The organism is Undibacterium sp. FT79W (assembly GCF_014284215.1).
GTDB classification, from domain to species: Bacteria; Pseudomonadota; Gammaproteobacteria; order Burkholderiales; family Burkholderiaceae_D; genus Undibacterium; species Undibacterium aquatile.
Genome location: NZ_JACOGB010000002.1, coordinates 201317 through 221355 on the forward strand (window position 1 = coordinate 201317; position 20039 = coordinate 221355).

The 20039-nt window shown below is 46.9% G+C and carries 18 protein-coding genes and 2 tRNA genes; 5 read left to right on the top strand and 15 right to left on the bottom strand.

Annotated elements, in window-relative coordinates:
- Positions 1-8: 8 nt before the first annotated feature.
- The 3 genes from fliQ (at position 9) to H8K38_RS04045 (ending at position 2653) form a co-directional block, all read left to right on the top strand.
- Positions 9-278: a flagellar biosynthesis protein FliQ gene (fliQ, locus tag H8K38_RS04035; protein ID WP_186883524.1), complete on the top strand. Its 270-nt coding sequence runs from the start codon at positions 9-11 to the stop codon at positions 276-278.
- Between the two features lie 10 nt (positions 279-288).
- Positions 289-1107, top strand: a complete 819-nt coding sequence (gene fliR, locus H8K38_RS04040; protein WP_186883525.1) for a flagellar biosynthetic protein FliR — start codon at positions 289-291, stop codon at positions 1105-1107.
- Between the two features lie 103 nt (positions 1108-1210).
- Positions 1211-2653, top strand: a complete 1443-nt coding sequence (locus H8K38_RS04045; RefSeq protein WP_255422817.1) for an NAD(P)H-hydrate dehydratase — start codon at positions 1211-1213, stop codon at positions 2651-2653.
- Positions 2654-2656: 3 nt separating this feature from the next.
- Here H8K38_RS04045 and cysE read toward each other — a convergent pair whose 3' ends face one another.
- The 3 genes from cysE to rnr form a co-directional block, all read right to left on the bottom strand.
- Positions 2657-3397, bottom strand: coding sequence for a serine O-acetyltransferase (gene cysE / locus H8K38_RS04050; protein ID WP_186883527.1), 741 nt, complete (start codon positions 3395-3397; stop codon positions 2657-2659).
- A 95-nt stretch (positions 3398-3492) separates the two neighbouring features.
- Entirely contained in the window at positions 3493-4236 is a 744-nt protein-coding gene (gene rlmB, locus H8K38_RS04055; RefSeq protein ID WP_186883528.1) for a 23S rRNA (guanosine(2251)-2'-O)-methyltransferase RlmB, read from the bottom strand.
- A gap of 20 nt (positions 4237-4256) precedes the next feature.
- Complete coding sequence (rnr, locus tag H8K38_RS04060; protein ID WP_186883529.1) at positions 4257-6734, bottom strand: ribonuclease R; 2478 nt, start codon at positions 6732-6734, stop codon at positions 4257-4259.
- Positions 6735-6890: 156 nt separating this feature from the next.
- Here rnr and H8K38_RS04065 point away from each other — a divergent pair.
- A tRNA-Leu gene (locus H8K38_RS04065) sits at positions 6891-6975 on the top strand.
- A gap of 157 nt (positions 6976-7132) precedes the next feature.
- Positions 7133-7217, top strand: a tRNA-Leu gene (locus tag H8K38_RS04070).
- Positions 7218-7344: 127 nt separating this feature from the next.
- Here H8K38_RS04070 and H8K38_RS04075 read toward each other — a convergent pair.
- The 12 genes from H8K38_RS04075 to ispG all read right to left on the bottom strand — a co-directional run bounded on the left by H8K38_RS04075 (position 7345) and on the right by ispG (position 20039).
- Entirely contained in the window at positions 7345-7887 is a 543-nt protein-coding gene (locus H8K38_RS04075) for a phosphoribosyltransferase (RefSeq protein WP_186883530.1), read from the bottom strand.
- A 13-nt stretch (positions 7888-7900) separates the two neighbouring features.
- A complete protein-coding gene (locus H8K38_RS04080) occupies positions 7901-9214 on the bottom strand; it encodes an adenylosuccinate synthase (protein ID WP_186883531.1) in 1314 nt (437 codons plus the stop codon).
- Positions 9215-9217: 3 nt separating this feature from the next.
- On the bottom strand, positions 9218-10369 hold the full coding sequence (locus tag H8K38_RS04085; protein ID WP_186883532.1) for an ATP phosphoribosyltransferase regulatory subunit: 1152 nt from the start codon (positions 10367-10369) through the stop codon (positions 9218-9220).
- 115 nt (positions 10370-10484) lie between these two features.
- Positions 10485-11387, bottom strand: coding sequence for a protease modulator HflC (gene hflC / locus H8K38_RS04090; RefSeq protein ID WP_186883533.1), 903 nt, complete (start codon positions 11385-11387; stop codon positions 10485-10487).
- Entirely contained in the window at positions 11387-12646 is a 1260-nt protein-coding gene (hflK, locus tag H8K38_RS04095) for an FtsH protease activity modulator HflK (RefSeq protein WP_186883534.1), read from the bottom strand. The genes hflC and hflK overlap by 1 nt, the downstream gene beginning before the upstream one ends.
- A 30-nt stretch (positions 12647-12676) precedes the next feature.
- Positions 12677-13807, bottom strand: a complete 1131-nt coding sequence (gene hflX, locus H8K38_RS04100; protein ID WP_186883775.1) for a GTPase HflX — start codon at positions 13805-13807, stop codon at positions 12677-12679.
- Between the two features lie 39 nt (positions 13808-13846).
- Positions 13847-14083 (bottom strand): RNA chaperone Hfq, encoded by a 237-nt coding sequence (gene hfq, locus H8K38_RS04105; RefSeq protein WP_186883535.1) that lies wholly within the window; start codon positions 14081-14083, stop codon positions 13847-13849.
- A gap of 142 nt (positions 14084-14225) precedes the next feature.
- On the bottom strand, positions 14226-15566 hold the full coding sequence (der, locus tag H8K38_RS04110; protein ID WP_186883536.1) for a ribosome biogenesis GTPase Der: 1341 nt from the start codon (positions 15564-15566) through the stop codon (positions 14226-14228).
- 6 nt (positions 15567-15572) lie between these two features.
- Positions 15573-16718 (bottom strand): outer membrane protein assembly factor BamB, encoded by a 1146-nt coding sequence (bamB, locus tag H8K38_RS04115; protein ID WP_186883537.1) that lies wholly within the window; start codon positions 16716-16718, stop codon positions 15573-15575.
- 11 nt (positions 16719-16729) lie between these two features.
- Positions 16730-17380 (bottom strand): tetratricopeptide repeat protein, encoded by a 651-nt coding sequence (locus H8K38_RS04120; RefSeq protein ID WP_186883538.1) that lies wholly within the window; start codon positions 17378-17380, stop codon positions 16730-16732.
- Between the two features lie 12 nt (positions 17381-17392).
- Positions 17393-18754, bottom strand: a complete 1362-nt coding sequence (gene hisS, locus H8K38_RS04125; protein WP_186883539.1) for a histidine--tRNA ligase — start codon at positions 18752-18754, stop codon at positions 17393-17395.
- A gap of 16 nt (positions 18755-18770) precedes the next feature.
- Positions 18771-20039, bottom strand: coding sequence for a flavodoxin-dependent (E)-4-hydroxy-3-methylbut-2-enyl-diphosphate synthase (gene ispG, locus H8K38_RS04130; RefSeq protein ID WP_186883540.1), 1269 nt, complete (start codon positions 20037-20039; stop codon positions 18771-18773).

Here is a 20039-nt window from a genome sequence, read left to right on the forward strand (position 1 = left end):
GGAAGAATATGACCCCCGACAGCGTAATGATGCTTGGCAGGCAGGCAATTGAAGTGACATTACTGGTTTCAGCACCAATGCTGCTGGTTGCGTTGGTCATCGGCCTGTTAGTCAGTATCTTTCAAGCGGCGACCCAGATTAATGAAACCACGCTTTCTTTTATTCCGAAACTGGTCGGAATTTTCGTCACATTAATTATTGCCGGTCCCTGGATGTTGACCATACTCACTGACTACATGAGACAAGCATTCACCAGCATTGCAACGATGGCTGGGTAGTATCGCAACTATGCTTTCCGTTGGCAGCAATGAGTTAATCAACCTCATCACATCGTTCATCTGGCCTTTGACAAGAATTCTGGGGATGATTGCGATCACCCCTCCTTTTGGCAATAACACTGTTCCTGTACAAATTAAGATTGCACTGGGAGTCATGATTGCCCTCATTGTCGCACCAACGATTCCTGTACACCCTGACGTCGATCCAGTCTCACTGACGGGGATGGTGATCCTTGCTCAACAACTTGTTATTGGTTTAGGCATGGGGTTTGTTATACGCATCGTTTTTGCAGCTGTCGAAATGGCTGGTGAGGTATCAGGTTTAACAATGGGCCTGGGTTTCGCCACTTTTTTTGATCCCTTGAGTCAGGGGCGCTCTTCTGCCATTGCGCAATTTCTGGTGTTGCTGACAACCTTAATCTTCCTGACATCGAATGCGCATCTTGCACTGCTCAGCGCGTTGATTGAGAGCTTCAAAACGATACCCATCTCGACAACGCTACAAAGCGGATTCAATGTCCATAAACTGGTTATTTGGGGCGAGCAGATTTTTATCACCGGACTCAGACTGGCATTGCCAATTGTTGCGGCACTACTCGTCATTAATGTTGCTCTTGGAATACTGACCCGCGCTGCACCTCAGCTCAATTTATTTGGTATCGGTTTTCCAATTACGATCGGTGTTGGTTTCCTGATGGTGGGTTTGATATTGCCTTACCTACTGCTGCCGATTGAAAATTTATTTCAACAAGGTTTAGAAACAATACAATCCTTAGGGGCGCCAGCAGCAACTTCAACGCCACAATTAAAACCTCCCTCCAGTAAATAATGTGACGGATAAACCAATGCCTGACTACTTAACACTTTTTTCCTCAAAACAAATCAGGGAACTGGAAACGTCAGGAAAAAAACAGAGTCCCGGGACATCGTTAATGCAAAAAGCTGGCGAAGCCGCCGCTAATTTTGTGATGTCATTACTGGGACAAGTCTGCGCGCCGATTCTGGTTGTGGCGGGACCAGGGAATAATGGTGGCGATGCTTGTGAAACTGCGGCCAATTTATCCTCACATGGGTACGACATCAGCATTTTACTTTGCGCAAACTCTGAAAAATACTCACCTGATGCGCTGTTTTGCTTCGAGCACGCTATCGCCAACGGTGCACGAGTTATTTCACCAAAAGATTTTCAAGCAATACTGGAACCGCGCTGGCGTTTGATTATTGATGGACTATTCGGTATCGGCCTGACACGGGAAATCACTGGTGTCTGCGCCGATATCGTCGCCAAGCTGAATTCCATATCAAGTGAAAAAAATATTCCCATATTAGCCCTCGATATTCCCAGCGGACTCGATGCAGATACCGGAGTTGTACTCGGTGAACACCATATTGCGATACGGGCAAACTATACGCTGACGTTTATAGGAAACAAACCGGGATTACATACCGCCGACGGTAAAGACTACGCGGGCAAAGTAACCGTTGCTGATTTAGATATCCCAGAATATCTCTACCCGATAAGCACCTGTTTTTTGAATTGTCCGGAAAGTTTCGAATTCGCTATGCCTGACCGCAAACAGAATAGCCATAAAGGAAGTTACGGCGATGTCGTCATTATCGGGGGGGCGAACGGCATGACCGGAGCCGGAATACTCGCTGCACGCAGTGCACTATTTTCAGGCGCGGGCAAAGTTTTTATCGGATTCATCCATTCAGCAATAACTTACGACTCATGCTACCCAGAAATTATGTGCAGGAATGCGAAAGACATTCAGTATGCAACGGGAGTTATTGTTGCCGGTCCGGGCATGGGAATCTGTCAAACCGCCAAAGACATTCTGCATTCAATATTAGATTCAGATGCGCCATTGGTGCTTGATGCTGATGCACTTAATCTGATCGCATCAGATTTAACTCTGCAGGGAAAACTCAAAAACAGAACTACAGCGTCTATTCTGACACCACATCCGCTGGAAGCAGCGCGCTTACTTGGAATGACAGTGAAAGAAATTCAAAGCAACCGCTTATCTACAGCAAACCAATTATCCACTAAGTTTAATGCTGTCGTGATACTGAAAGGTGCTGGCAGCGTGATTGGAAGCCCTGACGGCTCTTTGCGCATCAATACAAGCGGCAATCCGGGATTAGCGACAGGTGGCACTGGTGATGTTCTTGCGGGTCTCTGCGGTGCTTTGTTAGCGCAAGGATTCGATTGTTTTCATGCAGCGCAACTGGCAACATGGGTACACGGCAATGCCGCCGACATTCTGGTTAGCAAAGGAGTCGGACCTTTAGGTATATGCGCGAGTGAATTACCGGTCGAAATCAGAGCGGGTCTCAACTCACTGGTAAATTCACACCGTAACCAGGTATAAAATTTACTCAACCAGACTATTTATTTGTTCTGGATTTAACTTTTCTGTCGCCTGCTCACAAACGATCCCGGCACAGGAAATCGCGGCGGTTAATTTTTCAATTTGCTCTTGCTGCGATACAGCGTGATCAATCAATTTATGCAATACCTTTGAGACAGGATCATCACTACTCTGCGTAACACCATACGCTGAAAACAGACTGTCACCGACTTGGTCAGTCGCACTGGGTTCTTTTTTGACGATATGCGCAGGGTTACCAACTGCAGTTGCACCAGCGGGAACCGGTTTCAGCACAACAGAGTTAGAACCAATTTTCGCGCCAGCACCTATCGTAAAGCTCCCTAACACCTTGGCACCTGCGCCAACAATGACACCTGGCTCAAGGGTGGGATGCCGCTTTGCTCCGCGCGATAAGGATGTTCCACCTAAAGTCACACCTTGATAAATCGTGCAGTCATCGCCTATCTCTGCGGTTTCGCCGATCACAACACCAAAACCATGATCGATAAACACTCTGCGGCCGATTGTTGAACCAGGATGGATTTCGATACCGGTAATTACGCGGGCGATATATGAAATAAAACGCCCCAACCACTTCAGACCATGAGTCCAGCACCATTTTGCCCAACGGTGCATCACGATAGCCTGAAAACCCGGATAGCAAGTCATTACCTCCCACGCATTCCGGGCGGCCGGATCTTTCTTAATAATGCTGGCAATATCTTCACGAAAATGGCTGAACATGTGGGAGTGCAATAAATAGACGGACTAGGATAGTAGCTTATTCAGAAAAAGTGCGCCGAAGCGCACTGAAATAGTATTAAAGATCAATTTTGGTTTTAAACAGCTTTGATTAAGCGTTGACGTCTCGCCTCGTACAAACAAACACCTGAAGCCACTGAAACATTCAAGCTTTCAACCGAACCAAACATGGGTACGCTAACCAGAACGTCGCAGGTTTCTCTGGTCAGCCTGCGCATCCCCTCACCTTCAGAGCCCATCACCAGCGCACTGCCCCCCGTAAAATTCACGTCATAAATGGTTTGATCGACATCATCAGATGTCCCCACCAGCAAAATATCACGCTCTTTCAACTCTCTCAATGTGCGTGCAAGGTTGGTAACGGTGATATAAGGCACAGTTTCAGCCGCACCACTGGCAACTTTTGCTGCAGTCGCGTTCAATCCTACGGCCCGGTCTTTTGGTGCAATAACGGCATGTGCACCGACACCGTCGGCAACGCGCAAACAGGCACCAAGATTATGCGGATCAGTAATTCCGTCCAGTACCAATAACAATGGCGGACCATCTATCGCATCCAATAACTCATCAAGATTGCGAGCCAGAGATAACTCTCCTGCTTTTGCGACGACACCTTGATGCCGACGGGTACCAACGATGTTCGATAAGCGCTGATCATCTGCTGGAATAACCCGGATACCTGCAGATTTTGCCGCATGCAACAACTCCTGCATACGTCGGTCGCTACGGCCGGAATCAACATAAATCTCTTCCACCGACGACGCTTCGTGACGAATACGTGAAGTCACCGCGTGGAAACCAAAAATCATTTTACTTTTCATATTGCTCTTTACTAATTAACTTAACGTCTTCTTTTTGCTGATTTTCCTGCTACCTTACCGCTTGACGGCAATTTATTTTTACCGGTGACCGGAGACTTTTTGGATGATTTAGAAGAACGATCCCCTGAAGATGCGCGCTCCAATTCCACATACTCAGTGGCTGATCCTCGTCTTGCCCCTGAAACCGTTTTACCTGCAGATGCAGAAAGTAATGGGGAATTTCTTTTTGACTTATCTGATCCTGAGCCACGATTAGCAACCGTACTACCGACAACATTTTGAACCAGGCTCAAGTCAATTTTACGTGCATCAAGATCTACGCGACTAACCTGCACTTTTACCTTATCGGTCAGCTGGTAACGCTTTCCGGTACGTTCGCCGCGCAGCTCATGTCTGGCTTCATCAAACTGAAAGTAATCAGCGCCAAGCTCGGTGATATGAACCAGGCCCTCAATAAAGATATCGTCTAACTGAACAAAAATACCAAACTGCGTAACCCCGGTAATCGTTCCGATAAATTCTTCGCCCAGTTTATTTTTTATAAAGTAGCACTTCAACCATGCTTCAACATCTCTGGATGCTTCATCAGCGCGACGTTCATTTGCAGAACAATGAGTTCCCAAAGCGTCCCAGATGGTGAGATCTTTCTCTGGCTTCTTTTTACCCGCTGCTTTATCCGCAACCTGCTGCTTACGCGCAGCATTAGAAATTGTCGTATTTAACAAGCTCAGATTGATGCCTTTGGGCTCATAAACCTTTCCTTGCAAAACCGCTTTGATCGCTCTGTGCGTCAGCAAATCAGGGTAACGTCGGATCGGGCTGGTGAAATGCGCATAAGCCTCATAGGACAAACCAAAGTGACCTATGTTGTCTGGGCTATAGACTGCTTGCTGCATAGAGCGCAGTAGCATGGTCTGCAACAACTGCGCGTCAGGTCGTCCTTTTACCTTTTCCATCAGCGCAGCATAATCAGACGCCGACGGGCTGTCTCCACCGCCAAGAAATAAGCCGACTTGTTTCAGAAAATTTCTGACTTGCGTTAACTTCTCTTTAGTCGGGCCGGCATGAATCCGGTACGTGCCCGGATGCTTGTAGGTTTCGAGTAAATTCGCAGCACATACATTGGCAGCCAACATACATTCTTCGATCAACTTATGCGCGTCATTTCTTGTGCGTGGAACGATTCGTTCTATCTTACCCGCGGCATTACAGATAATGTACGTTTCCGTGGTTTCAAAATCAATCGCGCCGCGCGCTTGACGGGCTTTCAATAATGACTGAAACACTGCGTATAAATTGCTCAGGTGTGGCACCAGCAACATGCGCTTGGCAGCGGCCGTTCCTTTCGTATTTCCGAGAATCTCAGCCACCTCAGTGTACGTAAAACGCGCTGCCGAATGAATTACCGCTGGATAAAACTGGTAGGCCTTAATATCGCCATCTTGTGTTATCACCATATCGCAAACCAACGTCAATCGATCTACCTCTGGATTCAGTGAACACAGACCGTTAGACAGTTTTTCCGGCAACATGGGAATAACGCGACGTGGGAAATAAACGGACGTACTACGCAACAACGCATCCTCATCCAATGCGTCATTCGGCGTCACATAGTGGCTGACGTCAGCAATAGCGACAATCAGGCGATGTCCATTGCTACGCCCTATCTTTACGGGTTCACAGTAAACCGCATCATCAAAATCACGCGCATCTTCACCATCAATCGTGACCAACGGAATATCACGCAAATCTACCCTGTTTTCCAGATCCTTAGCCAGCACCTCAGACGGTAATTTGGATGCCATTTTTTTTGCTGCATCCGAAAACTCGTGAGGAACACCAAATTTTCTGACAGCAATTTCTATTTCCATTCCAGGATCGTCAATATCGCCCAGAATCTCAACAATTTTTCCAACCGCTTGCGCATAACGAGTTGGCTGCTCAGTCAACTCTATGCTGACAACCTGTCCTGCTTTCGCTTTGCCGGGAGAGCCCGCGAGTAAAATATCCTGGCTATAACGCTTATCTTCCGGCGCGACAATCCAGACGCCATTTTCGTTTAATAAACGCCCGATGACATGTGTATTTGCACGTTCCAGTATTTCAACAATGCTGCCTTCGAGACGCCCACGTCTGTCGGTTCCTGTAACTCGTGCTGTCACACGATCACCATGCAGTACCTTCTGCATTTCCCGTTCAGGCAAAAACAAATCTTCACTGCCGTCCTCTGGAATCAAGAAGCCGTAACCGTCTCGATGGCTGCTGACCTTACCCGAAATAAAATTATCCTGATTCGCCAGCACGAAATTTCCAGATTTATCTGATGTAACCTGACCGTCGCGTTCCATCGCGTTTAATCGTCGCGTCATACCATCAAGCTCCTCGGTTTTTACGCCTAACTTCGCTGCAATAGCATTCGCCGTCAGCTTTACTTTAGTTGTACGCAGAACACCTAAAATATCTTCGCGACTCGGAATTGTGTATAAATGCTTATTCAAATGTTGTGAATTTCTCTAAAAGTTAAATCTTGCCCCGAATATACAAGACATCGTTACAGTTTACCGGAGCGCACGTTATTTAGCTAACTATTCTAATCCGACCAGGCTCACGTCTTGACATAATACCGAAACAATCTATAATAAGTGCCTTCTGTCGCCCACGTGGCGGAATTGGTAGACGCGCATGGTTCAGGTCCATGTGCCGCAAGGTGTGGGGGTTCGAGTCCCTCCGTGGGCACCAAGTTATTGAAAGCCCGTTGATTTTATCAACGGGCTTTTTCTATTTCATAATTCCAAAGTTCACTCATCTCGCATCTTCTCCCGAAAAAGTAATTCAAATTTTCGACTGAAAGTCGTAGTAAATTAATCCTGATTACTCTATAATTACGCCTTCTGTCGCCCACGTGGCGGAATTGGTAGACGCGCATGGTTCAGGTCCATGTGCCGCAAGGTGTGGGGGTTCGAGTCCCTCCGTGGGCACCAAATTATTGAAAGCCCGTTGATTTTATCAACGGGCTTTTTCTTACTCAAAATAAATCTTTAAATTAAGCATAGCAATCAACCAAATAAAAAACGGGAGTACATAACTCCCGTTTTTTATTTCACATCATTAAGCCGTCTCACCTTTTTTCAGCCAGGCATTTAACTGATGCGGCCTGATACTATCGTACTCTTCAAATGGTTGATGAATCCATGGATTCGTCGCCAGATAATCAAGATGAAAATCAGGTGCGACAGAAGAACAAGCTTTATACCAGATCACCGCGGACTTAACATCCGTTACCGCTGGAAAATTTTCGCGCAAGTGATGTAGAACACGCTCAAGCGTCACACCGGAATCAACAAGGTCGTCAACAACCAAAACACGGCCCTGCAAAGCTCCCTTGGTCATAGAAATATATTTGCCGATATCCAGAGAACCTTGGACAGTTCCAGCGTCCTCACGATAAGAACTTGTCGAAAGAATTGCCAAAGGAACGTCGAAAATTCTGGAAAAAATATCGCCTGGTCGCAAACCACCCCGCGCAAGGCACAAGACCTGGTCAAACTTCCAGCCTGACTCATGCACTTTAAGCGCCAACTGCTCAATTGAACGATGGTAAGCATCCCAAGAAACCCACAGATCCTTATCCGTAGAAGCAGGTGTATTCATTTTTATTTTTCCTTTAAATAAACGGGTGGCGCAATACGATAGTCTCCTCACGGTCAGGACCGGTAGAGACCATATCAACTGGCACTCCGACGAGCGCCTCTATGCGCTTAATGTAATTGCGGGCATTTTCGGGCAAAGCTTCCATGCTCTTCGCACCTACAGTTGACTCAGACCAACCAGGCATTTCCTCATAGATAGCCTCGCACATCGCCGCCTCTTCTGCACCAACCGGGAAAATATCAACAATTTTTCCACCCAGTTTATAACCAGTACACAGCTTCAAAGTTTCAACACCATCCAACACATCAAGCTTGGTCAAACACATGCCAGAAACGCCATTAATCTGAACAGATCGCTTCAACAGTGCAGCATCAAACCAACCACAACGACGGGCACGCCCAGTTACTGTGCCAAACTCATGCCCAACACTCGCCAAATGCTTACCAACGCCCTGATCCGTCGGCAATTCGGAAGGAAATGGGCCTGAACCAACACGTGTCGTATACGCCTTAGTAATTCCAAGAATGTAATGCAACATATTTGGACCAACGCCCGTACCTGCTGCAGCATTGCCTGCCACGCAATTACTTGACGTAACGAAAGGATAAGTACCATGATCAACATCCAGTAAGCTGCCTTGCGCGCCCTCAAACAGGAGGCTTGCGCCAGCTTTGTGCGCTGCGTACAAAGCACTGGAAACATCAGTAACCATAGGACGAATACGCGGAACTAAAGCCAACGTGTCATCCAAAGTCTTTTGATAATCAACCGCTGGCGCCTTGAGATAATTCGTTAACACGAAGTTGTGATAATCCAGGTTTTCCTTCAACTTCTCAGCAAAACGCTTAGCATTTAATAAATCAGCGACACGAATTGCACGACGTGCAACCTTATCCTCGTAGGCAGGACCAATACCTTTACCTGTGGTGCCGATTTTGGCAGCACCACGAGCAGCCTCGCGAGCTGCATCCAACGCGGCATGGTAAGGAAGAATGACCGGACATGCCTCAGAGATTTTGAGACGGGAAACAACCTCCACGCCGTTTGCCTGCAATTTATCGATCTCGCGCAACAAATCTGGAACAGACAAAACCACACCATTACCGATATAGCAAGCCGTACCCTCACGCATAATTCCAGAAGGAATTAATTGCAACGCAGTCTTTTGTCCACCGATCACCAGCGTATGACCTGCATTGTGGCCACCTTGAAACCGAACCACACCTTGAGCATGATCCGTCAGCCAGTCAACAATCTTTCCCTTACCCTCGTCGCCCCACTGGGTACCAATGACAACGACATTTTTTGCAATTTTATTGTTTGACATTACTCAACCTACATTTTGAAGAATCCATTGTTCACCATCGAATACGACCACACGATTGCAGTCAAATTCATCTTGTTCATTCTCATGCCCAGGGAGATTTTGAATCACCACCTCCCCTTCACTACGTAACGCTGCAATTTTTGACAACAAACCTGCGTCACGACTCCAAGGGGCACGGATCGCCCCTTTTCTCTCAGCAACAGGCATCAGACGCGCCAATTCGCGCAAATCCAAAGAAAAGCCCGTTGCAGGCCTGGAGCGACCAAAAGCCTCACCCACGTGATCGTAACGCCCACCACGAGCAACGGCATTAGGCAAACCTGGAACGAACGCACTGAACATAACACCACTGTGGTAGTGATAACCCCGCAGGTCTGCCAGATCTATCGTTACCTTGTCGTTACCAACCAGATTAGCAAGATACTCAAGCTCAGATAACGCAGACATAACGCCACCCAGATTAGGTAACTCCTTTCTTGCCCGGCCAATGACAGACACATCACCATACAAAGTTGGTAAGACCTGCAAAGCACGCCTGACCTCAGGAGAAAAACCTTCACTGACACTTTTTATACTCGGAATATCCTTGGACTCTAACAGCGCAAACAAAATATTCTCTTGTTGCTTCGCAAGTGGATCTGTTTCGAGTATTGCACGCAACACACCCACGTGACACAAATCCAGGCGCACTTGCTCAATGCCAGCCAGCCTTAAACAGGCAATCACCAGCTCCTGAATCTCTGCATCCGCCTCGAGTCCTGCATGTCCGTATATTTCAGCACCGATCTGAATCGGTTCACGCGTTGCATGTAACCCTGATGGCTTAGTGTGCAAGACGTTGCCAGCGTAGCACAGGCGAGTCACCGAACTGCGGTTTAAAAGATGGGCATCAATACGTGCGACCTGAGTAGTCATGTCTGCGCGCACGCCCATCGTACGACCAGACATCTGATCAACCAGCTTGAAAGTACGTAGATTCATATCCTGACCTGCACCGGTCAAGAGTGATTCTATATATTCCAGCAAAGGAGGCATAACTAATTCATAACCATACAAACGGAAATGATCTAGAAAAACACGACGCAAGTCTTCAATCTTGCGAGCCTCAGAGGGCAAGACATCAGCGATATTTTCAGGTAAGAGCCAGTTCGGCATGAAAAACAATCAAAAATTAAGAAAACGAGAGAATGAACTTTATTGGGCTCATCCGGCAAACAGCGACCTGCGCCAAAGCTGGCGTAGATCGCTGTTTGATCAAAATATATAAGTATTACTTAGACTTTGCTGCCGAGCCACCATTAACAGCACTGCCGGGAGCTTTAAAATATTTGAAAAATTCAGAACTAGGATCAACGACAACGACGTCACTCTTAGTTTTGAAGCTGGCCCGGTAAGCCTCCAGACTTCTGTAAAATTTATAAAACTCAGGATTTTGCCCAAATGCCTGCGCATAAATCCGCGACGCCTCTGCATCACCTTCACCGCGCATTTGCTCAGCTTCACGGTAAGCCTCAGCAAGTATCACAACTCTCTGCCGGTCTGCGTCAGCCCTGATTTTCTCAGACTCAGCCGAACCTGTAGAGCGAAGCTCATTCGCAACACGCAAACGCTCTGATTTCATGCGGTCGTAAACAGAATTATTAATCTGCTCAACATAATCAACCCGCTTCAAACGAACATCGATAATATCAACACCAATTTGCTTAGCTTCGTCAGTAACTTTGCTTTTGATCGCCTCCATTACTTTGCCGCGCTCGCCTGAAATCACTTCACGCACAGTCCGCTTTGTAATTTCGTCGTTCAGTGCCGCTTTTACTATCTGAGACAGGCGATCTTTTGCCCGGCGCTCATCACCGCTGAAGCTCACGTAATACAGCTTCGGTTCAGTAATCTGCCATTTAACATAGGAATCGACAAGAATGTTTTTCTTTTCCGCTGTAATGAAGCGATCTGCCTCAGCTGAATCAATAGTCAGAATCCGTTTATCAAGCAACAAAACATTTTGGAATGGTGGCGGTAATTTGAAATGTAAGCCAGGTTCGCTAATAACGGACTTAACTTCCCCAAAGGCGAACACAATTGCATGCGACTTCTGATCAACAATAAAAATTGTCGAATAGGTGACTAAAAGTGCTGCGATTACAGCCAGAAAAAATGAAATCAGCTTATTCATCAGCGCACCTCTCTGTCACGTGAATCACGAGTATCTCTGGCACGCCCATCTTTATTGTAACGCATCTCCACAGACGGAATTTGTTCTGCAGTCGTTGGAGTAACGGGCTGTACAACAACTGGTTTAACGCTATTTGCCTCTTGGGAAATCATTTTATCAATCGGCAGATAGATCATGTTGTTGCTTTGTTTTGTATCCATCAAAACTTTACTCGTACTGGTAAAAATTTGCTGCATTGTTTCGAGATACATCCTGTCCCTCGTCACCGCAGGCGCCTTCTGATACTCACTCAATACCTGCTTAAAGCGAGAGGCATTCCCCTCAGCATTCGCCACAATTCGTGACTTGTAACCTTCAGCCTCTTGCAAGGTACGGGAAGCCTCACCACGCGCCTTTGGAATCACGTCATTAGCATAGGCCTGGCCTTCATTTTTTTGTCGCTCTTTATCCTGTCCCGCCTTTACTGCGTCATCGAATGCTGCCTGCACCTGTTCCGGTGGCTGAACGCCTTGCATCGTGATATTCGCGATCTGAACGCCTGCTTTATAACGGGTCAGTATCTGCTGCATCAGTGCACCAACATCCATTGCGACTTTTTCCCGCCCCTCGTAAAGGACGAAATCCATTTTACTTTTACCGACAATTTCACGAATCGCAGTTTCTGCGACCTGACGGATCATTTCATCCTGATCCCGGTTGTTATAAAGCCACTCAGCGGCACTTTTCAATTTGTATTGAACTGCGAACTGGATATCGACAATATTCTCGTCATCAGTCAGCATTAAGGATTCATGTGCCTGCTTATTTTTCACATTTGAACGATAGCCGACTTCGATAGTACGAACCTGTGACACATTCACAATTTCGTGATTCTGAATCGGATAAGGCCAGCGCCAATTCATACCCGCGCCATTCACGTGGCTATACTTTCCAAAAGTCGTGACAACAGCATTCTGCCCTTCCTGGACAATAAAAATACCGCTCACCAGCCAGACAAAAACAAAGATAAAAGCAATCGCACCGATACCAAATCGGGTAGTGGATGAATCAGGATTAAATCCGCCGCCGCCATCACCGCCGCCGTTTTTTTGCCCTAAGAAACGGGATAAACGCTGATTCAAATCTTTCCAGACCTGATCGAGGTCGGGAGGGGTTTCCGGTGACTTCTTGCCATCCTGATTATTTTTTGATCCACGTCCCCACTGAGGATCATTCAGCGATAACGTAACACCAATTTTTTTTAGAAATGAACCAATCATTCTTTAGATATCCAATGAGTAATTTTCGAACTAATGGAGATTAAAACGAACGTCATCGAATTGAGAAGTCAATTTTTCATCTGACATTTGTTGCGCTTTAACAGAAGCGAAATCAGCGATTGCGTCGCGTAACAGACTTAGTCCGACGCCGGTACGGGCACTCAAAAAAATCCGATCAATTTTACCATATTCATTCAGGGCAACTGATGGTTCCAGACCCGCCAGATCAATCTTATTAAACACAATCAACTGCGGAATATGGTCAGCGCCAATCTCTTTCAACACCTGATTGACCTGAAAAATCTGCTCTGTCCTGACAGGGCTGTTTGCATCAACTACGTGCACGAGCAAATCAGCGTGAATAGTCTCTTCAAGCGTTGCACGAAATGCCGCTACCAGTTGATGCGGTAATTCACGGATAAATCCAACCGTATCTGAGATAACAACATTTCCAGCCTCGCCGAGATAGAGGCGTCTCGATGTCGTATCCAACGTCGCAAACAATTGATTTGCCGCGTAGGCACCAGCCTTCGTCAGAGCATTAAACAGTGTCGACTTACCAGCATTTGTGTAACCGACCAATGAAACCGAAAAGGTTTTACTGCGATCACGTGAGCGCCGCTGAGTTTCCCGCTGCTGACGCAGCTTATCCAGCTTCGCCTTGAGCATTTTGACTCGCTCTCCCAGAAGACGCCGATCCGTCTCTAACTGAGTTTCACCCGGCCCGCGCAAACCGATACCACCTTTTTGCCGCTCAAGGTGAGTCCAGCCACGAATTAAGCGCGTCGCAAGATGCTGTAGCTGTGCCAACTCGACTTGAACCTTTCCCTCGTGACTCTTCGCCCTCTGGGCAAAAATATCAAGAATGAGACTAGTACGATCAATCACGCGAATTTTGAGACGACGCTCAAGATTTCTTTGTTGAGCTGGCGATAAAGCGTGATTAAAAATGACCAAATCAAGCTCAGAATCAGCAACAGCGGCAAGCACCTCATCAGCCTTGCCAGAGCCGATAAACAATGCGGCATCCGGCCCTGATCTTTTGCAGGTGATTGTCGTTACAACATCCGCTCCGGCAGACTGTGCCAGCAGTGAAAGCTCTTCGAGACTATCGGCAAAACCATCTTTGCCGAAATCAACACCGACCAAAGCGGCGCGCATATTTAAAGACATGTATCCAAATTATCAGGAGCCAAAAAATTACTCAGCCTCAGCTTCAGAATTAATACTCACAGCGCGCGCAGGCACAACAGTGGAGATAGCGTGTTTATATACCATTTGCGTAACGGTATTTCTCAGCAACACGACATACTGATCGAAAGATTCAATATGCCCCTGTAACTTAATACCATTCACCAGGTAGATAGATACTGGAATATGTTCTTTACGCAGCGCGTTCAGAAACGGGTCTTGTAACAGTTGCCCTTTGTTGCTCATGACAGCTCCATTGTGTTGTTGTGATCAGGAGTTTGGGATTATCTTGTATTTTTCAAGCAATCCATCCGAAATTACAGATATCTGTAATGTTTTTTAGTTCAATTCGCAGAAATACTGCGTCATACAAAACCGTGAAAACTAATTACTTCGTTTTATCAAACGGATTTTTACCGGAGCGCATTTCTATTCTCAAAGGAGTTCCTACCAATGAAAACGTTTCCCTGAAATGCTTCTCCAGATAACGTTTATATACATCACCGACGGCGTCCAGCGCATTACCGTGAATCACAATGATAGGCGGATTTTGTCCGCCCTGGTGAGCATAACGTAATTTTGGCCTGATCGAACCTTTGCGCTTCGGTTGCTGATGCTCAACCGCCTCAATCAGAGCACGAGTCAATTTCGGCGTTGATAAATTCGCCATCGCAGCAGCGTAAGCAGAATCTATCGACTTCATTAACGGGCCGATGCCTGTCGATTTCAGGGCTGAGATGAAATGGAATTTTGCAAAGGTGAGGAAATTCAACTTCCGCTCAATGTCCATTTTAATTTCATCTCGCCGATCACTTTGCAAGCCATCCCATTTATTCACACCGACAACCAAGGCTCGGCCTGACTCGAGAATGAACCCAGCAATATGCGCGTCTTGCTCAGAAATATCCTGCTGCGCATCCAGCAATAAAAGAACCACGTTCGCTTCAGAAACAGATTGCAGGGTTTTGACCACTGAAAATTTCTCAATAGCCTCAAAAACCTTACCGCGCCGGCGAATACCAGCAGTATCGATTAAGGAATAATGCTTACCATCCCTCTCAAACGGAATCTCAATTGAATCCCGCGTTGTCCCTGGCATATCAAAGGCAATCACACGATCTTCGCCAAGCAAGGTGTTCACCAAGGTTGACTTACCGACGTTCGGGCGCCCAACAATAGCAATCCGGATACCTTTAACCGCATCCTCAGCTGGCTCCGATTCTGGCGGTCGCTGTGCAAATGCAATATCGAGCGATTCTTCTACAAGATCAACGACACCGTCTCCATGAGCGGCAGAGATCACATACGGATCACCAAGTCCAAGCTCGTAAAAATCTGCTGTTACTGAAGAATACTTCATACCTTCGGCTTTATTGACAACCAACATCACCGAGCGTCCAGACTTACGTAAAAAATCTGTGATCGTTTTGTCGTGCGGCGTCAAACCCTGACGTCCATCAACGATAAAAATAATGACATCAGCTTCAGCAACTGCCTGCTTGGTCTGCTTTGCCATCTCATGCAAGATACCGTCTTTCGCTACTGGCTCAAAGCCACCAGTATCAATTACCAGAAAAGGTCGCTCACCAATACGTCCCTCGCCATAATGACGATCACGAGTAAGCCCTGGCAAATCAGCCACCAAGGCATCACGTGAACGGGTAAGCCGATTGAACAGCGTGGATTTGCCGACATTTGGTCGACCTATAAGTGCAATAACCGGCTTCATTTAATATTACTCAGTTGCGATAGCAACCACTAATCCTGATTTTGTTTGAACAATCAAATTTGAGCCAACCACAACAGGCGCAGCTAAAATCTGACTACCATCAGTAGGCAACCTACCGATGAAAGAACCATCTTCTCTGGAGAGAAAATGCACGTAACCTGCCAGATCACCCACGACAACAGAGCGACCGAAAGAAACAGGTGCTGACAAGCGCCGATTGGCAAGCTTATCATTTTTCCAAGCACTAGAACCTGACTCACGATTATAAGCAGTCACAGCACCACCAACATCTGCAGCAAAGACAAAGCGCTCATCGACACCGGCACCAACCTCACTGGATAATTTCTTTACCCAACGAACAGCGCCTGTGTTCAGATCGAAGCAACCGACCCGCCCCTGATAAGCACTGGCGCAAACATCACGCCCAATGATCGCAGGAAATCCCGAAACGTCCGCAACACGCTCAAGTTCAGTCGCACCTTTTGGCTCACCAACCACGGCCTCCCAGCGCAAGCTGCCATTGGCGAGAGATAAAGCTGCCATACGCCCACCTGGCAAAGCGATGATCACCTGATCACCGGCAACGACCAAACCTGGGAACGCACGTAATGTTAAAGCAGGCAAAGTACGCTCAACCACCCATTTACGGGCACCGGTTTCAACGTCATATGCGCTAATTTTATTATCAATGCTACGAACAACAACTAAACTATCAGACAACGCCGGGGCTGATAAAATTTCTGTGGAATCCTGGTTTTTCCAGCGCAGCTTGCCTTCATTATCGAATGCAAACAAACCACCCTTATCACCTGCAACGACGACCGTTCTGGCATTTGCTCCGACACCGCCCGTCAAACGCACGCCAGCGTTAATACGCCAGTCTGCGCGACCACTGGCCGCATCAATCTTCAACAAAGTTCCGTCAGCGGCAGCAACATAGAGCTGCTGCCCAACAATTGCCGGAGAGAACACGTAATTTTGAGACGAACCGACCTGAACGGACCATAACTGCTTAACAGAAAGAGTCGGTTTTATCTCTAACAATGCTGCCGGTACATTTTTTTCAGATTTTGAGGCGAATGGGTTCCAAGAAGAACATCCTGCCAAAACACACAATGCAGCCGCCGAAATTATTTTGGCAGAAAAATGCATAAACACTCCTGTTATTTGCTTACTGACTCAACAGATCCACCAATCGCATCCAATTTAATTTGAATTAATTGTTTTACTGAATTTTTTTCCATCGCCTTGTCCAATGCGACCTGGTAGGACTTTCGAGCATCATCCAATTTAGCCTGCGCAACGAAAATATCGCCTTTTCTGTCAGCAACATCTGCTTGCAGCTCAGCTGGAAATTCACCTGACAACTGTTTCAACGCTTCATCAAATAATTTCTCATCCAACAAAATACCAGCCAGACGTATCTTCGCTAAAGCCTTGTACTCGTCGCCTTTACCAGAGTCAATTACCCACTGGAGCTGACTTTTAGCAGACTTCAAATCATTTGCATCAAACGATGTTTTAGCTGACACCAATGCGGCCATCGAAGCGTATGACGTCGCAGGAAACTTCTCTTTTAAGTCACCCACAGCGCGCTGAATCTTTGCCGCATCTTTTGCTGTTACAGACTTCTGCAACTCTTCATATAACTGTGAGGCTTGCCCCGCCTGATTCGTTTGATAGTTATTCCATTGCACCCATCCTGCATAGGCAGCAAGCGCGATGATCAAAACCCAGGTAATCAAATTACCATATTGCTTCCATGTTGCTTTCAGTGTTGCGAGTTGCTCTTGTTCTTCGAGATCGTATGCCATGTTTTTATAAGATTAATGGTTAATATGAATATGATTCGGGTCATCGCAGCAAGAGCTGTCATCACCAGTGCCTGCGATCTGATCAACCAGATAATCTACCGCAGCATCAAACGGAACACTGATTTGATTATTTTCAGCAATATCGGATCGCATGGATTTTATACTGACATTGTTATTGGCAACCTCGTCTTCACCAATAATCACCGCGTATGCGCAACCACTGGCATCTGCCTTCTTCATTTGCGATTTAAAACTACCAACCCCGGTCGCGGTTGCGCAATGTAGCACAACATCAAGCCCGGCATCGCGTAATCGCTCGCCAAGAACCAAGGACTGCATTTGCCCCTCGTCAGTTTGGTGAACCAGATAAACATCACACAAGGAGGGCTGATGAACATCACCAGCAACCTTCATCAATTCAATCAGTCGCTCAATCCCCATTGCAAAACCACAAGCAGGCGTTGGCTTTCCACCAAAAGTTAAGAATAAAGTATCATAGCGTCCACCAGCACACACTGTTCCCTGAGACCCCAACTCGTCTGTCACCCACTCAAAAACAGTGCGATTGTAATAATCCATACCTCTCACAAGACGCGGATTAATCGTGAACGGAATACTGTTGTGACGCAGTATTTTTTGTACTCCATCAAAGTGAGCCAGCGACTCAGCACCGAGATAATCCAACAGTTTTGGCGCAGCATTGACCATTTCTTGCATCGCTGGATTTTTTGTATCAAGTATCCGCAGTGGATTGCTATGTAAGCGACGCTTCGCTTCTGCATCGAGAATATCAGAGTGATTCTCAAAATAACTGATTAACGCTGCACGGTGCAAATTTCGCTCGTTTGCATCACCGATCGAATTTAACTCAAGGCGCACATTCTGCAAACCGAGATCATCCCAGAGCCGCTGACACAACATAATCAATTCAGCATCAATATCCGGCCCACTAAAACCCAAGGCCTCAGCACCTACCTGATGAAACTGACGATAGCGTCCACGCTGAGGCTTTTCATGGCGGAACATAGGGCCCGCATACCAAAGGCGCTTCGGGCCATCATAAACAAGATTGTGCTCAATTGCTGCACGCACCACACCCGCAGTTCCTTCTGGGCGCAACGTCAGCTTATCGCCATTCATCGAGTCTTCAAATGAATACATTTCTTTTTCGACGATATCTGTCACCTCACCAAGTCCGCGGGCAAACAGCGGAGTTGGCTCAACTATCGGTGTACGAACCTGTTGAAATCCATAGCTCTTTAATACTGAGTGAACCGTATTTTCGAATAGCTCCCAGAGTGCGGAATCGTCAGGGAGCAAATCATTCATTCCCTTAACACCGACTATTTTTTCTATTTTTTTATTTTCTGACATAAGAAACTCAGTTCAATTAATCAACTACTGTTGGTGCATAACGCTTTGCGACATAGTTCAGCACAATTGCCTGAAATTCTTCAGCAATTCTATCTCCACGCAATGTCATCGCTTTTACACCATCAATAAACACTGGTGCAGCTGGCGACTCACCTGTACCCGGAAGACTAATACCGATATTTGCGTGTTTTGACTCACCAGGACCATTCACGATACATCCCATGACAGCAACATTCATACTCTCAACGCCAGGGTACTGCTTCTTCCAGGCAGGCATCTGCTCACGCAAGAAAGTCTGAATATCGTCTGCCAATTCCTGAAATACCGTGGAAGTCGTGCGACCACAACCAGGACAAGCAATCACCATCGGCGTGAATTTTCGCAACCCCATGGTCTGCAAAATTTCCTGACCTACAATCACCTCACGGCAACGGTCTCCTCCAGGCTCGGGAGTCAACGATATACGTATGGTGTCGCCAATCCCCTCTTGCAACAATACCGAGAGCGCAGCGGTGGAAGCAACGATCCCTTTACTCCCCATTCCTGCCTCGGTTAAACCCAAGTGCAAAGGATATTCGCAGCGAGTCGAAAGTTCACGGTACACCGCGATCAAATCCTGCACACCAGAAACCTTGCACGATAAGATAATTTTATCCCCAGCCAGCCCCAGTTCCTCTGCGCGCTGCGCATTTTCTATCGCAGACGTAATCAACGCTTCATACATGACAGATTGCGCAGTCCAAGGTACGGAACGGCGAGCATTCTCATCCATAACTCTTGCCAACAGGGTTTGATCCAGACTCCCCCAGTTAACACCGATACGAACCGGTTTATCATAGCGGCAAGCCAACTCTATCATCTGAGCAAACTGAGATTCCCGCTTTGCCCCCTGACCTACATTACCCGGATTAATCCGATACTTCGACAAGGCTTGCGCGCAATCAGGAAAATCCTGTAGCAAGGTATGGCCGTTATAATGAAAATCACCGACCAGCGGAACGTCAACCTCCATTTTGTCGAGTTGTTCGCGAATAGCCGGAACCGCTGCAGCCGCCTCAGGATTATTGACAGTGATACGCACCAACTCAGAACCAGCCCGCGCCAGATCCTTGATCTGAATTGCAGTCGCAATTACATCGGCAGTATCCGTATTTGTCATTGATTGCACAACAACTGGCGCTTCACCACCGATTACAACTTTGCGCTTTCCGTAGACGATGCTTGCCGCACGGCTGAAACGCCTCTGGCGAGGACCAGACAAAATTTCGGACAAAAGAGACTCCAT